This window comes from Ulvibacterium sp. (assembly GCF_965248315.1).
In the GTDB taxonomy this organism is placed as follows: domain Bacteria; phylum Bacteroidota; class Bacteroidia; order Flavobacteriales; family Flavobacteriaceae; genus Ulvibacterium.
The window spans coordinates 625443-641128 of sequence record NZ_CBDFIX010000002.1; the positions used below are offsets into that span (position 1 = coordinate 625443).

The following is a 15686-nucleotide window of genomic DNA, read 5'->3' on the forward strand; positions in this document are numbered from 1 at the left end:
CACACCTCTCATGAGCTCCCTAAAACAAAGTTAAATCTCTCTAAACGTATTGATTTCATACACTTTTGGGATATTTTTATAAGATTTAATCCCAGTTGATATGCGAAAAATCGGCATCTTTTTGCTAGTGCTTATCTTTGCTGCCTGTAAAACCAAGAAAGAAATCCGAGTATTGTGAATTATCCCGTCACCAAGAAAGTTGACACTGTAGATACTTATTTCGGAACGGAAGTAAAAGACCCTTACCGTTGGTTGGAAGACGACCGGAGTGAAGAAACCGAAGCTTGGGTAAAGACCCAGAACAAGGTTACTTTTGGCTATTTGGATGGCATTCCGTTTCGGGATGACCTTAAGAACCGTCTTGAAAAGCTCTGGAATTATGAAAAGCTGGGCTCCCCTTTTAAAGAAGGTGACTACACCTACTTCTATAAGAACGATGGCTTGCAGAATCAATATGTGGTCTATCGTAAAAAACAAGGGGATGAAGAAGAAGTTTTTCTAGACCCAAATACCTTTTCCGAAGATGGAACCACTTCTTTGATGAGCCTAAGTTTCACTAAAGATGGTTCAAAAGCAGCATACTTAATTTCCGAAGGGGGGAGCGACTGGCGTAAAGGGATTGTAATTAATACGGAGACCAAGGAAATTGTGGAGGATACCTTGATAGATATCAAATTCAGCAGTATTTCCTGGAAAGGTAATGACGGCTTTTTCTATTCCAGCTATGACAAGCCCCAAGGCAGTGAACTTTCCGCAAAAACGGACCAACATAAATTGTACTATCACAAATTGGGTACTCCGCAAGCTGAAGATAGAATTGTTTTTGGTGGAACATCAGAACAAAAACATCGTTATGTGGGCGGTTATCTATCCGAAGATGAGCGCTATCTTTTTATTTCCGCTTCGACCTCCACCTCGGGCAATAAACTGTACTTGAAGGATTTAAAAGACCCTGCTTCTAAATTGGTCACTATACTGGATGATACAGAATCAGATACCCATGTCATTGACAACGTTGGAACCAAATTGTATTTGGTCACTAACCGCAATGCCCCAAATAAAAAAATTGTGGCAACGGATGCTACCCATCCTGTTCCAGATAATTGGAAAGACTTCGTCCCGGAAACGAAAAATGTGTTGACCGCAGGGACCGGAGGCGGATATTTCTTTACCGCATATATGGTGGATGCCATCTCAAAGGTTTTACAATATGATTACGAAGGGAATCTGATTCGAGAAGTGGAGCTTCCTGGTGTTGGTAGTGCCGGTGGATTCGGAGGCAAGAAAGAAGACAGGGAGTTTTATTTTTCATTTACCAATTACAACACCCCAAGTTCTTCCTATAAATATAATGTGGATACAGGAAAATATAATCAATACTGGAAACCGGAAATTGATTTTGACCCCTCTAATTACGAGTCCAAACAAGTATTTTATACTTCAAAGGACGGTACTAAGGTGCCCATGATCATTACCCATAAAAAAGGAATTGAACGTAATGGGAAAAATCCGACTATCCTATATGGTTACGGCGGATTCAATATTAGCCTTACGCCTGCATTCAGCATTGTGAATGCAATTTGGATGGAACAGGGAGGTGTATACGCCGTGCCCAACCTTAGAGGTGGTGGCGAGTACGGGAAAAAGTGGCATATTGCCGGCACAAAAATGAAAAAGCAAAATGTATTTGATGATTTCATAGCAGCCGCTGAATATCTTATTGACAACAACTACACTTCCAAAGAATATTTGGCCATTAGAGGCGGTTCTAATGGAGGTCTTTTGGTCGGAGCGACCATGACGCAACGACCGGACCTTGTGCAGGTTGCGCTTCCGGCCGTTGGGGTCTTGGACATGCTACGCTATCATACATTTACAGCAGGTGCCGGATGGGCCTATGATTATGGCACAGCCCAGGATAGTAAGGAAATCTTCGCTTATTTAAAAGACTATTCCCCTTTACACAATATAGAGGAAAACACGGAATATCCAGCCACGCTAATTACCACTGGAGATCATGATGACCGCGTAGTCCCCGCCCATAGTTTTAAATTCGTGGCAGAGTTACAAAGAAAACAAACCGGGAAAAATCCTACCTTGATCCGGATAGAGATCAATGCAGGACATGGTGCAGGCACCCCAGTAAGCAAGACTATTGCACAGTATGCCGATATTTTTGGATTTACCCTTTACAATATGGGCTTTGAGGAACTGCCCAACCAAAACGTGCTTAAAGAATTTAAGGATTAATACGGGCGACTATCAATATTTTATCGGAAAATCCGTTTCTTAATTTAGGGCAGATTTTTGATTTTCCCCCTTAGAACGACACTTTATATGCTTCAAGTAGACCACGTTTCATTTGCCTATGACGAAACATCAGTGTTGGAGGACATAAACCTGAAAGTCTCCAAAGGCGAACATGTATCCATTATTGGGGAAAGTGGGTGTGGAAAAAGCACCTTGCTCAAAATCATCTACGGCTTGCTGCACATAAAGGTGGGCGAGGTCTATTGGGATGAAAACCAAATAATGGGCCCTTTGTATAATTTGGTCCCTGGCGAACCCTATATGAAATATCTGGCCCAAGATTTCGACCTGATGCCCTATACGACCGTTTTCGAAAATGTGAGCCAGTACCTTTCTGTTTTTGAGCCAGAGGAGCTTAAAGCCCGCACCGAGGAGCTTTTGGAAATGATAGAAATGGCCCACATGGCCCAAACTAAAGTGCGTTATTTAAGTGGAGGACAACAACAACGTGTAGCTTTGGCCAGAGTGTTAGCGCAACAGCCCCAAATTCTATTGCTGGATGAGCCCTTTGGCCATATCGATAATTTCAGGAAAAACACCTTGAGGAGGAATTTGTTCTCCTTTTTAAAAAAAGAAGGTATTACTGTTTTAACGGCAACCCATGATCATAATGATATGCTCCCCTTTGCCGATCGAGTAATTGTATTAAAAGACCGAAGAATTATCGCCAAGGATACACCAAAAAACTTGTACGAACATCCAAAAGACCTTTACATTGCCTCGTTATTCGGTGAGGCCAATAGAATTCCGATTAATGTTATTAAATCATATGCAGATACCAAACGACGCATTATTGTCTATGCCCATGAGTTCAAGGTTTCGGAAAAATCAGGTTTGGAAGTCATCGTAAAAGGATCGTACTATATGGGAGGGCATTATATGATAGTAGGAACCTATGAAGAACAAAACATTTACTTTAACCACCATTCTGCTTTGGAAGATGGAAAGAACGTTTTTCTGAATATTTCCATAGATACCATAAATCAGCGATTAAATATCTAGTCTTCATGGATAAGGGGCAACTTATAAAGGAACTTCAATTTAAGGCCGTTCGCAGTGGTGGTGCCGGTGGACAGCATGTGAACAAGGTTTCCACAAAAATTGAATTGACTTTTGATCTGGCAAACTCCTTTGCCTTTTTGGATACGGAAAAAGAACGTCTTCTAGATAAACTAAAGCCCAGATTAACCAACAATGGCCTATTGCTTTTACAATGTGATGAAACCCGTAGTCAGCACAGGAACAAGGAACTTATCGTCCTTCGTTTTTTTGACGTTATCGAGTCTGCACTGAAAACCCCTAAAAAAAGGAAAAGAACAAAGCCTTCCAAAAATTCGGTGGAAAAAAGGCTAAAGGCCAAAAAAATTACTTCGCAGAAAAAGGCGGGTCGCGGGAAACCCGCTTTGGAATAATTCTTTAACCCATGCTGGGCACCTCATAAAAATATTGGGCTTTCTGGATTTTTCCATCTTCAACTTGATACATGCATAATTCTTCCATGGCCCACCTACCTTGTTCCTTAAATGTAGCATCCATGGACATAGGAACTACAAAGTGATTTGCCGCTACAATCGGATCGCCAACGGAACCGTCGTGCATTTCCTCAATGGTTTCAGCCCATTCATTATAGGCGTCAACAATGTTTTCCTTACCCATAGTGACTTCATCCCCGGGCATTCCTGCCATTTCAATACTCACTGCATCATCAGCATAAAGATCATATGCTTCAACGTACTTTCCCTCCCTGCAAAGGCTTACCAATTTATCAGCAACTTCTTGTGTAGACATTTCTAAAATTTTTAATGTTTAATACTCTTAAATTTATAAAGAATAGAGGAACCTTGTTTTATATTATGGTTAAATAAGAATAAGATTCTGATTATGAATTCTAATATTGGTAACAGGCTATGAAACATTCGGTCGCCTCATCATGCCTAAAAAGCTATTCTTAACCTTTATGACCCTGCTTGGTGAATAAAGTAACACATTTGGGGTACAAATGAGGTTAAAAAATCATATGCCATATTGCACTATTTTATTTCTAAAATTTCGATTTTCTCTCCCTGGAAAACAACAACATCGCCAATACGCTTTCCAAACAACAGTTTTCCAATAGGCGTTCCCATGGAGATACAAAAAATGGATATATCCTTGTTTACATATACCCCTGCGGATATAGCCAAAAAATAATTCCCTTTTGAGGTAATTGCGCAACTACCAAGGCCTATGATTTGTATGTTTTCCTGTAAAAGCACCCTAGTCAAGACCAGCTTCATACCCTCGGCCTGTGCCAATTGATGGCCGAGTTTTTCACGTTCCAACTGCAGCATTGCCCTACCCGTTTCATGCTTGTCGCCAGCACTACTTTTGGTTTCCGAGGTCAATGCTTCCTGTATATCGACCATATTCTTCCGAACGCGTGCAATTCTATCTGTAACAAAAGTCTCGCAAAATTCGAACAAATCCTTTTTGGATATACCTGGCATTGAAGAAATAATTAGAAAATAGGAATGTCCAAATTTTATTCAATTTGGAGGAGTTTAGTAAATCTGAAGGCTTAATCCTCAAAATGATAGAGATCCGCCAATTTGTATATCAAAAGATTTACGATGGCTTTTTCGTCTTTGCCCGTATTGAACATTTGCTGGACCTCATCTCTGTTTTCATTTTTAAAGAATCGAAGATCGTCCGATCTGTATTCGCTTAAAATATTCCATGATTTAAGTCCCTTGAGCATTTTTTGGTGTGCAGCGTAACGCCGATTTACCAAATTGAGTTGCTTTTTGAACGTTTTGCTCCCTTTATTTCCCGCTTCGGATTTTTTGGCGTTCCAATCCTCATATTCTTTCTTTAGACGATAATCCGCCTTTTCGGCTTCGGCGATAATTTTAAAATACGCCCTGGAAACAAGGGTGCTGTATTTTTCCTCGAATGCCACTTCTTTTTCCATCAATGAGTTATAACTATCTCTCTTATCTATTCCCACATCTAGAATGCTTGTGTAAAAATCCATTTCTTCCTCAGGTTTTACAGTCCTATCCGCCAATAAGGAATTCTTCCAAGCTTCGGATTTTACCATTTCCTTCCATACCTTGTTATATTCCCTTTTAAAGTTCATTTTGGATGAGGAACACCCCATACAAAAGAACGCTAAGAGCATTACCATATAACTTAAACCAAATTTCCCCACAATACCATTTTTCATAAAATCATAGTTTTAGCATCCCATTTAATCCTTACCGCCGGTTGTTAAAAAATCGAGCGATATGGGTGGCTACCAAAGCAAATAGTGTGAATACCCCAGAGTAGGGGATACGAGTGTTCAGTTCATAAAAATTTTGGAATAAGCTTTGGGGAAGCTCATAAAAAAGTAAGCTTACCAATATAGGAAGAAAATATCACTTGCAAAGAAAAAACCAACGGCTTTATTGAGGTATCGCCAGAGCAAGAATATCAAAATTTGCTCTCTCATTACCACGGGGCTCTAGACTAGATCAGCCAACTTCTTCCCGATTAAACTGCCGATTGCGACCCCCATGCCCCCTAAACGAATGCCACAAGTTATGTTTTCCGAAACCTGTTTTACAATAGGCTTTTTTTCTTTACCCACTCCCATGATACCACTCCATCTTTGGTCTATTTCGAAGGAGGTGGTCGGGAGAATAACCTGTTCCAGAAGTTCTTGCAATCGATTTTGAATCAATTTGGTTTGACCGAAAACAACCGTTTTTTCTCCTTCTAAATCAAGGTTTCTACCCCCTCCCAATAGTATACGATTATCCATGTTCCGAAAATAATAATACCCTTCGTCCAAGTGAAATGTCCCTTTGATTGCAAGGTTTTGTACAGGTTTGGTAATCAACACTTGAGAGCGGGCGGGTTTTACATTTTCATTCAACAATTGGGATGCAAATCCATTGGTAGCTATAAACAATTTCCTTGCCTGGCATTCAAAAGCATCCGTTTGAAGCGATACTTTTCCCTGATTTTCCACAAAATCATTGACGGTTATTGAATTTAAGATAATAATGCCTTTTTGTTGTGCTAGTTGAAGGAGTCCCATCATCATCTTGCCGGTATCCAATTGTCCTTCAAAAACATGCCTGATATAGTGTTCCTTTATCTGTTTGAAATGAAAAGAATTTGGACAGGAGCTAAAAGGTTCAGCTCCAAAAATCGGTTTTAGAAAGTGATTGATTTCCGCTATGCGATCAAGGCAATTCTCATAAAGGGCCGTCTGTTCTTCCAAAAAGAGTTCATAACCACCGTTCTGTTGAAAATCGATTTGTTTCTCGCCCAAGGTGCTTCGGAGCAGCCGTATTCCTTTCCATCTTTGTGATACAAGATGAAATACCTCATCCTTGGAATGGGATCTTAGATCCGCCAGAATTTCCGAAAGACTACCAAAGCAAGCAAAACCGGCATTTTTAGTACTGGCACCTTGGGGCAAAACGCCTCTTTCAAATATTACAATCTTGGCTTTTGGGTGTTTTTCCCGCAATCGGATTGCGCAATTGAGTCCAACGATCCCACTTCCTACAATAGCAAAATCGATATGGGACAACCATGTTTTGTATTCCCAGTAACTGAGATTCATATCCGGAATTTGTAAGACCTATCAGATCTTGTCCGTTCATGCTTCGGACAGCGGTTCCATCTCAAAATCTTCCATAAACTTGGTGGTATAGTTTCCCGCTAAATAATCAGGATGTTCCATGAGCTGTCTATGGAATGGGATGGTAGTCTTGATGCCTTCTATTACAAATTCGTCCAAGGCACGTTTCATTTTGTTAATGGCCTCTTCACGGGTCTGCGCCGTGGTAATCAATTTAGCGATCATGGAGTCATAGTTTGGTGGAATTGCGTAACCGCTATACACATGGGTGTCCATTCTAACCCCATGACCTCCTGGTGTGTGCAAGGTGGTTATTCTCCCTGGAGAAGGTCTGAAATTGTTATAAGGGTCTTCAGCATTGATACGACATTCTATGGAATGTAGCTTTGGGATGTAGTTCTTACCTGAAATAGGTACGCCTCCGGCTACTAGAATCTGTTCCCGAATCAAATCATAATCCACAACCTGCTCCGTTATGGGGTGCTCCACCTGTATACGGGTATTCATTTCCATAAAATAGAAGTTGCGATGTTTGTCCACCAAAAATTCTACAGTACCGGCACCTTCATATTTAATGAATTCTGCTGCCTTTATAGCGGCTTTGCCCATTTCATCTCGTAGCTTATCCGTCATAAAGGGTGAAGGGGTCTCCTCGGTCAACTTTTGATGACGACGTTGAACGGAGCAATCCCTTTCTGAGAGGTGACAAGCCTTTCCATATTGGTCCCCTACTACTTGTATTTCGATATGGCGTGGTTCCTCTATCAGTTTTTCCATGTACATACCCCCATTTCCAAAGGCAGCAGTAGCCTCCTTAACAGCGCTTTCAAAGTTACTTTCCATTTGATCCTCGGACCAGATAGCGCGCATTCCCTTACCTCCGCCACCTGCAGTGGCCTTGATCATAACCGGGTAGCCCATCTTTTTGGCTATCTTTTTGGCATCGGCAACATCCTTTAAAAGGCCTTCAGAGCCAGGAATGGTAGGTACCCCAGCTTTTTTCATTGTAGCCTTGGCGGTTGCCTTGTCTCCCATTTGATCAATCTGTTCTCCAGAAGCACCTATAAATTTTATCTCATGTTCAGCGCAGATCTTTGAAAACTTTGAATTTTCGGACAAGAATCCATATCCAGGATGAATGGCATCCGCATTGGTAATCTCAGCAGCAGCAATAATATTGGGGATTTTTAAATAAGATTCGCTACTAGGGGCCGGGCCAATGCAGACCGCCTCATCCGCAAATCTAACATGTAGACTTTCCTCATCCGCTTTGGAATAGACCGCAACGGTCTTGATACCCATTTCTTTACATGTTCGGATAATCCTAAGGGCGATTTCCCCCCTATTTGCAATCAATACTTTTTTGAACATAATGCTACCAAATTTCAAATCTCAAATTCCAAATTCCAAAAAGATTTTGGTATTTGGAATTTGGCGTTGTGATTTAACCTAGGATGGATCTACCAAAAACAAGGGTTGATCAAATTCTACCGGTGAGGAATCCTCTACCAAAACCTTCACAATTTTACCGGATACTTCGGACTCTATATCATTAAAAAGCTTCATTGCTTCTATAACGCAGAGAACATCTCCTTTTGAGATGCTGGAACCTACCTCCACAAATGCCGGTTTGTCCGGCGAGGGTTTTCTGTAAAAGGTTCCGATAATCGGGGATTTTATAGTAATATATTTGGCATCCTCTTCCGGGGACTCTTTAGTGCTTGTTTCCGGGGATGGGACGGGAGTCTCCGCAGGAGCTTGCGGAATTGGTGCCAGCGGGGTTTGTGGGACGGGAATTTGTTGTACATAGGTCGTATCCGATCCAGATCCGACCGCTCCGGTACGAATGGTGATTTTTATATCATCTGTCTCAAGTTTTACTTCACTGGCACCGGATTTTGCCACGAATTTGATCAGGCTTTGAATTTCCTTGATATCCATTACATTTTAGTTTTAGTTTTAGTTATAGGCCCATTTTAAATAAATAGATCCCCAAGTGAAGCCTCCTCCAAAAGCGGCGAAAACTAAGTTATCGCCCTTTTTCAGTTGGTCTTCATAGTCTCTCAACAAAAGTGGAAGTGTCGCGGCGGTTGTATTGCCATAGCGCTGTATGTTCATCATCACCTTGGAACCGTCCAGACCCATTCTTTTTGCCGTTGCATCAATAATTCGTTTATTGGCTTGATGTGGAACCAACCATGATATGTCAGTATGGCTCAAATTATTCCGTTCCATGATTTTCACGGCCACATCGGCCATGTTCGACACGGCAAATTTAAAAACCGATTTTCCATCTTGATAAATGAAGTGCTTCCGATTCCTTACCGTTTCCTCAGAGGCTGGCAATAGTGACCCTCCCGCATCCATTCCTAAAAATTTTCTTCCTGAACCATCCGCCCTGAGATACTCGTCTTGTAGCCCAAGGTTTTCCGTGTTAGGTTCAAAGAGAACAGCTCCCGCACCATCTCCAAAAATAATACAGGTAGTTCTATCCGTATAGTCGATTATTGAAGACATTTTATCTGCTCCGATCAATAGAATTTTTTTATACCTGCCGGATTGGATATAGCTTGCTGCGGTGGACATTCCGAACAAAAAACTGGAACAGGCCGCCAACAAATCATAAGAAAAGGCGTTGGTGGCCCCAATTTCTGAGGCGACAAAGGCCGCGGTAGATGCAACCAGACTATCTGGCGTGGCTGTGGCTATCATAACCAAATCGATTTCCTTGGGATCCAAATTCCTCTTTTCCAAAAGGTTTTTTGCCGCCTTAATGGCCAGATAGGACGTTCCTTCTCCTTCCTCCGGTTTTAATATTCTCCTTTCCTTGATGCCGGTTCTAGTAACGATCCATTCATCATTGGTATCTACCATGCCTTCCAGCATTTTATTGGTCAATACAAAATTTGGAACGTAAGCTCCTACAGCTGTAATCGCTGCCGTCAATTTCCCCATCCTAAAGTTGATTTTGCATCAAAAACCTTTTAAAATGCATCAAAATTCGTGAAAAATACTGATTTTCTGCGACTTTTTTCAAATTAAAAGGATTTAGAGAGTCTGAAAATTATATGATTCGATTTTAATTGTGTCCGGCATCATATTACCGGGGACGTTGAAGTAATCTTTGCTACTGTCCTTCGTCCTTACACAAATGTGATTTTCATTTTTTAAAAACAAACGCCTACAAAAAAACCTGTCCTTATAGGGACAGGAATTTAAAAAATATCATTTTGCTTTATTAAGCCTCTGCTTCCTCGGTCTTGTCTACTAAAACCTGGCCTTTGTAATACAATTTGCCCTCATGCCAATGAGCCCTATGGTACAAGTGCATCTCTCCTGTTGTAGGATCCGTAGCCAAAGTAGGGGCGACAGCCTTATAATGGGTTCTTCTCTTATCCCTTCTAGTTCTGGATATTTTTCTTTTAGGATGTGCCATTTTATATCTTATTTATCCGTTAAAAACTTTTTTAATGCGTCCCAACGCGGGTCATTTTTCTCTGAATTCTCATTAATTTCTTTGGGCTCCAGTGCTTTGAGCCTATCTAGGGCATCAGATTTTAGAGTGCCGTCCAATACTCCCGGATGTATCCGTTTTTGAGGAACGGCAAGCACCAGCATTTCATAAATGTATTGCGCTATATTGATTTGATGTTCCCCATGGGGAATAATCAATATTTCATCATCCTCATCATTGAAATCCTCTCCGAACTTGACCACTAATTCCAATTCACCGGAAATTGGTTGATCATAAGGCTCGCTTGTTAAATCGCAATCTACATTTACTATCCCCTCTCCCCTTAAATGCAATTCTAGCATAGTACTCATTTTGTTCAGCTCTGCCAAGAAATCTATTCTGGCCTCGTTGAACTCTTCATACCCAAAAGAATCAAAGAACGTATTATCAATTGAATAGGTGAACCCGTGTTTTCCTTGCTTCAATCCAGAGAAAGGAATATTATATTCCTTATGCTTCATCGTACCAACACTTATTTTTGACCTATGCCCTTGATATGGGAATACCAAAACGTTTCCATTCTGGCGGGTGCAAAGATACTATTATTTTGATAAAAGCCAATATTTGACCCCCAAATGTTCAGGACGTCAACACCTTATAAAATTTGTTGGAAGACCGCTGATTTATCGCCTTACTTTTTGCTTTTGTAATGGATTCTCATTCAGCTCCTTGAATTCCGTTCTGTTCTTAAAAATTTGCAAGGCGGTAAATACCGCCTCCTTAAATGAGCTATAGTCAGCTTTGCCCTTTCCCGCAATCTCATAGGCCGTGCCATGATCGGGGGAGGTACGGACTTTTGAAAGACCTGCGGTATAATTGACCCCCTTGCCGAAGGAAAGTGTCTTGAAGGGAATTAATCCTTGATCGTGATAGGCCGCCAAAACGGCATCAAAGTTCTTATAGGAGTCCGAGCCAAAAAAACTATCTGCTGAATAGGGGCCAAAAATCAAGTGGCCCAAGTCTGACATTTCCTTAATGACGGGTTTCAAAACTTCATCATCTTCCTTGCCAATAACACCGTTGTCCCCACTGTGCGGATTAATCCCTAGGAGCGCAATTTTTGGTCTTCGTATCCCAAAATCCATCTGTAGGGATTTTTCAATCGTACGCACCTTGGTCCTGACCAAGATAGGATTTATGGCCGTAGGGGCATCCTTTACGGCGACGTGATCCGTAAGCAGTCCCACTTTTAATGTATCCGTAACCATAAACATAAGGCTTTCACCCTCCAATTCTTGGGCCAGATAATCTGTGTGCCCAGGAAATTTAAAGTCTTCTGACTGAATGTTATTTTTGTTGATCGGAGCGGTCACCAGGGCATCAATATTTTCCTCTTTTAGGGCTTTTACGGCTGCCTGTAATGATTTTAAGGCATATTTTCCAGCTTCTTGGGTTTCTTTTCCAAACTCGATTTTAGGAATTTCCTTCCAAATGTTCACCACGTTGATCTTGCCCTCAATAATCTTGGAAGCTTCATGGCTACCATGGTATTTAATGGCAATGCCCAAAGCATTTTTCTGAAAGGAAATGGTTTTATTGGAAGCAAAAATTACAGGTGTACAAAAATCCAGCATACGGGAATCTTCAAAAGTCTTAAGAACGACCTCACATCCAATTCCGTTTAGGTCACCTATGGAAATCCCTAGCCGTATTTTTCGATTTTCCTGCATATTTTCTTTGGCTTTATCCCTAAATTTATCGCACAAAATTACTCAATTTAAGCGGAACATGTTTACGGGAATAATCGAAACCTTAGGAGAGATATCACAATTGGAAAAGGATGGGGGCAACCTTCACATTACAATAGCTTCCCGGGTAGCCAAGGAGTTGCAAATAGATCAGAGTATGGCCCATAATGGTGTTTGCCTAACCGTAGTTTCCTTAGGAGAGGACAAATATACAGTTACGGCTATTGACGAAACACTTCAAAAAACCAATCTCGGTGATTTGAAAATCGGTGATTCCGTGAACCTGGAACGTGCTATGATCCTGGGTTCCCGATTGGACGGCCATATTGTTCAGGGGCATGTGGATCAAACTGGGACCTGTACCTCAATCGAGGAAAAGGATGGCAGCTGGCTGTTTTCATTCGAGTATGATGTTTCGCTCAACAATCCAACTATTGAAAAGGGGTCTATAACTATTGATGGGGTAAGTTTAACAGTGGTCGATTCCGGAACAAATACGTTTAGTGTGGCCATTATACCGTACACCTATGAAAACACTCGATTTCATGCCTATAAGGTTGGATCTAAAGTAAACCTAGAATTTGACGTTATCGGAAAGTACGTGACCAAGTTATTGAGTCTGCATTCTAAACCTTAATGAAAATCTTCCTTTGGTATAAAACATAGGCCAAAAGGCAATAAAATGCAACGACCGAAAGACCATAAAGTAAGGAGGACATTTGCATGGACATAAAATCATGGACATAAATGGTTTCAAAGAGCCATCCATGAAATGAAGTATCCCCCACCTTGATCATACCAAAAACCTTGGAGATGAAGCTCGACAAAAAATATACGATAATGGCATTGGCACCGGCATAGCGAAAAACACTTCCGAATTCAATCCCCTTTACATCTGTCAGGTAGTAAATCAATGCCAGCAACATATTGGCCCAGCCAGCCGTAACCAAAACAAAACTACTGGTCCAAAGTGCTTTATTTATAGGGAAGACCAAATCCCATAAATGTCCAAGTATCAGCAACGAACCTCCAATACCGACCATAAGGGTTACTTTTTTGGGCAGTTTTGATGTTAAAAGCAATCCGGTAAAAATACCTAACAATGAGCTGCAAATTGCCGGTATTGTACTTAATAGACCCTCGGGGTCATAATCTTCCTTCCACATATGGCTCCCTAAAACGTTTAAATCCACGTAATTCGCCAAATTATTGGGAGCCCTTTCAAAAGTGGATTCCATCCCACCTACGGGTACAAAACCCATTAACAGCCAATAGCCGATCAAAAGAAAGGCACATATGCCTATAAGGGTTTTCCAGTTAACGTTCAGAAATAAAATCGCAGCAAAAAAGAATACAACACCTATACGCTGTAAAACTCCAGGAAACCGGATTTCGGCAAAATCCTTTATGAAGGGAAAGGTGATGGTAAACGCTCCAAGAAAAAGGCCGAGGCCAATCAACTTTAAGGCACGAATCGTAATCTTTTTGTAACTCTTAGCATTAACGGGCTTGTTTTTATAGGCAAATACAATGGAAGTCCCAACGATAAAAAGGAAAAAGGGAAATACCAGATCCGTAGGTGTATAACCATGCCAATCGGCATGCAGAAAGGGCGCATATACGGCAGACCACGTTCCAGGGGTGTTTACTAAAATCATTAGGACTATGGTAAGTCCCCTAAAAATGTCTACTGAAATAATCCTATCCTTCATGGTAAAAACTATAGTATATTATCTTTCATACGGTTCCATGCTCTTATTAGCAGAATACCGGAAAGTGCCGCTACACCCGTTAAAATCAATGCTAAAGTGGTCTTCCCATAAATCCAATAGCCTGTAGCGAACATGGTAGAGTAGACCAGTACAACTCCCAAAAGCATGGCCGTTATGCCCGAGGGCACACTCCATTTTTCATTTTCCAAGACGACCTCATCGTTATCTTCACGAGCTTCTTTGACAACTTTTGACCATCCAGGGCCTCCTGGCTGTATTTTCTTATAAAAATCCCGCAACACTTGTTTCGATTCTGGTTGGGTCATAAAAGTGGCCGATAACCAAATTACCGAGGTTACCAACATTATAAAAGGTAGTTCCCCCCAATCCGGCAATAGTCCCGATTCAGAGTCAAACAAAATAGGTCTCAATGCAGTTGTTTCCAACAAAATAGCGAGAATCCCGGAAGAGAACATGGCGGAAATTTCACTCCACGAATTAATCCGCCACCAAAACCATCTAAGAATAAAAATTAGCCCGGTACCGGCACCAAACGACAACAAAAGATTAAAAATGCCCATGGCATTTTGCATAGCCAAGGCTAAAAAGGCGCTCAAAATCATCAAAACTACCGTTGACAAACGTCCTACGGCCACCATTTGTTTTTCGGTGGCATTTGGATTTATCTGCTGCTTGTAAAAATCAAAGACCATATAGGATGACCCCCAGTTCAATTGGGTAGAGATGGTACTCATATATGCTGCTATCAGGGAAGCCAATACAACGCCCAGCAATCCGCTGGGTAATTTGGTCAACATGGCCGAATAGGCCAAATCGTGCCCCAATTTATCCGCAGGCACGTTCGGAAAAGCTTCCGAAATACTTGCAACGTCAGGATAAACGACCAATGAGGCTAGAGCTACCAAAATCCAAGGCCATGGACGTAGGGCATAGTGCATAATATTAAAGAAGAAAGTTGCGCCAATGGCATGGTTCTCATTCTTTGCGGCCAACATACGCTGTGCAATATAGCCCCCTCCTCCGGGTTCCCCACCGGGATACCAGGAACTCCACCACTGAACTGCCAATGGAATTACCAAAATGGTAACCACGGCCTTTGTATCGCTTAAATCTGGAAGAATATTAAGCTTATCCTTTACATTTTCACTTTCAATAATTGCCTGTATTCCTCCAACTTCCGGAATGTTTACCAAATAATAGGCAGCTCCTATGGCCCCGGCCATCGCTACAAAAAATAGTAAAAAGTCGGTATAGACTACGCCTTTAAATCCTCCCAAGGCACTGAAAATTACCGTTATCAAACCAGCCCCGATTACAGTTTGCCAAGGTTCAAGTCCCAACATAATTCCCCCAATCTTAATCGCGGCCAATGTTACGGCGGACATCGTAATAACATTAAACAAAATACCCAAATACACGGCACGGAATTTTCTTAAAAAACTTGCTGGTGCACCCCCGTAACGCAACTCGTAAAACTCAAGATCGGTCTTAACATTTGATTTTCTCCATAATTTGGCATAAACGAAAACCGTGAGCATCCCTGTAAGCAAAAAACACCACCAGCCCCAGTTGCCCGATACTCCACTGGTGCGCACCAAATCGGTTACCAGGTTGGGCGTGTCCGTGGAAAAGGTAGTGGCCACCATGGAAAGACCTAACAGCCACCAGGGCATTGTTCTTCCCGACAAAAAGAACTCCGAGGAATTTTTTCCCGACTTTTTGGAAACATAAATCCCAATCCCTAAAACGATTGAGAAGAAAACGACGATAAAACTATAATCCAGGGTGCTGAGTTCCATAGTTTGGTTATTGGTTAATGGCTAAAG

15 protein-coding genes and 1 pseudogene are annotated in these 15686 nt (G+C 41.5%); 4 read left to right on the top strand and 12 right to left on the bottom strand.

All coding sequences use genetic code 11. The features are described 5' to 3' along the window. Positions 1–100: 100 nt before the first annotated feature. The 3 genes and pseudogenes from ACP2AF_RS04340 (at position 101) to arfB (ending at position 3722) form a co-directional block, all read left to right on the top strand. Positions 101–2250, top strand: a pseudogene (locus ACP2AF_RS04340) (prolyl oligopeptidase family serine peptidase). 87 nt (positions 2251–2337) lie between these two features. Next, on the top strand, positions 2338–3312 hold the full coding sequence (locus ACP2AF_RS04345; protein ID WP_425235018.1) for an ABC transporter ATP-binding protein: 975 nt from the start codon (positions 2338–2340) through the stop codon (positions 3310–3312). Between the two features lie 5 nt (positions 3313–3317). After that, entirely contained in the window at positions 3318–3722 is a 405-nt protein-coding gene (gene arfB / locus ACP2AF_RS04350; protein WP_425235019.1) for an alternative ribosome rescue aminoacyl-tRNA hydrolase ArfB, read from the top strand. A 4-nt stretch (positions 3723–3726) separates the two neighbouring features. Here the strand turns inward: arfB and ACP2AF_RS04355 are convergent, their stop codons facing one another. From ACP2AF_RS04355 to pdxA, 10 genes are all read right to left on the bottom strand, one after another. Then, the gene (locus ACP2AF_RS04355; RefSeq protein WP_425235020.1) at positions 3727–4098 is read right to left on the bottom strand and encodes a SnoaL-like domain-containing protein; all 372 of its coding nucleotides are present in this window, start codon (positions 4096–4098) and stop codon (positions 3727–3729) included. A 242-nt stretch (positions 4099–4340) separates the two neighbouring features. Further along, the gene (locus ACP2AF_RS04360) at positions 4341–4796 is read right to left on the bottom strand and encodes a 3-oxoacyl-ACP synthase (RefSeq protein WP_425235021.1); all 456 of its coding nucleotides are present in this window, start codon (positions 4794–4796) and stop codon (positions 4341–4343) included. Between the two features lie 71 nt (positions 4797–4867). Then, positions 4868–5515 (bottom strand): hypothetical protein, encoded by a 648-nt coding sequence (locus tag ACP2AF_RS04365; RefSeq protein ID WP_425235022.1) that lies wholly within the window; start codon positions 5513–5515, stop codon positions 4868–4870. A gap of 279 nt (positions 5516–5794) precedes the next feature. Next, positions 5795–6907 carry an NAD(P)/FAD-dependent oxidoreductase gene (locus ACP2AF_RS04370; protein WP_425235023.1) on the bottom strand — a complete coding sequence of 371 codons (1113 nt, stop codon included), beginning with the start codon at positions 6905–6907 and terminating at the stop codon, positions 5795–5797. Positions 6908–6943: 36 nt separating this feature from the next. Then, positions 6944–8296, bottom strand: a complete 1353-nt coding sequence (accC, locus tag ACP2AF_RS04375; RefSeq protein ID WP_425235024.1) for an acetyl-CoA carboxylase biotin carboxylase subunit — start codon at positions 8294–8296, stop codon at positions 6944–6946. A gap of 78 nt (positions 8297–8374) precedes the next feature. After that, positions 8375–8866: an acetyl-CoA carboxylase biotin carboxyl carrier protein gene (gene accB / locus ACP2AF_RS04380; RefSeq protein ID WP_425235025.1), complete on the bottom strand. Its 492-nt coding sequence runs from the start codon at positions 8864–8866 to the stop codon at positions 8375–8377. 18 nt (positions 8867–8884) lie between these two features. Then, positions 8885–9880 carry a beta-ketoacyl-ACP synthase III gene (locus ACP2AF_RS04385; protein ID WP_425235026.1) on the bottom strand — a complete coding sequence of 332 codons (996 nt, stop codon included), beginning with the start codon at positions 9878–9880 and terminating at the stop codon, positions 8885–8887. A gap of 283 nt (positions 9881–10163) precedes the next feature. Then, entirely contained in the window at positions 10164–10361 is a 198-nt protein-coding gene (gene rpmF, locus ACP2AF_RS04390; protein WP_425235027.1) for a 50S ribosomal protein L32, read from the bottom strand. 8 nt (positions 10362–10369) lie between these two features. Continuing rightward, positions 10370–10900, bottom strand: a complete 531-nt coding sequence (locus ACP2AF_RS04395) for a YceD family protein (protein WP_425235028.1) — start codon at positions 10898–10900, stop codon at positions 10370–10372. A 162-nt stretch (positions 10901–11062) separates the two neighbouring features. Continuing rightward, positions 11063–12109, bottom strand: coding sequence for a 4-hydroxythreonine-4-phosphate dehydrogenase PdxA (pdxA, locus tag ACP2AF_RS04400; RefSeq protein ID WP_425235029.1), 1047 nt, complete (start codon positions 12107–12109; stop codon positions 11063–11065). 58 nt (positions 12110–12167) lie between these two features. On the opposite strand from pdxA, the gene ACP2AF_RS04405 reads away from it, so the two are divergent. Beyond that, a complete protein-coding gene (locus ACP2AF_RS04405; RefSeq protein ID WP_425235030.1) occupies positions 12168–12764 on the top strand; it encodes a riboflavin synthase in 597 nt (198 codons plus the stop codon). On the opposite strand, the gene ACP2AF_RS04410 is transcribed toward ACP2AF_RS04405, so the two are convergent. Continuing rightward, positions 12754–13839 carry an acyltransferase family protein gene (locus ACP2AF_RS04410; RefSeq protein ID WP_425235031.1) on the bottom strand — a complete coding sequence of 362 codons (1086 nt, stop codon included), beginning with the start codon at positions 13837–13839 and terminating at the stop codon, positions 12754–12756. The genes ACP2AF_RS04405 and ACP2AF_RS04410 overlap by 11 nt on opposite strands. Before the next feature lie 8 nt (positions 13840–13847). Beyond that, on the bottom strand, positions 13848–15659 hold the full coding sequence (locus ACP2AF_RS04415; RefSeq protein WP_425235032.1) for a sodium:solute symporter family protein: 1812 nt from the start codon (positions 15657–15659) through the stop codon (positions 13848–13850). Positions 15660–15686: the final 27 nt, after the last annotated feature.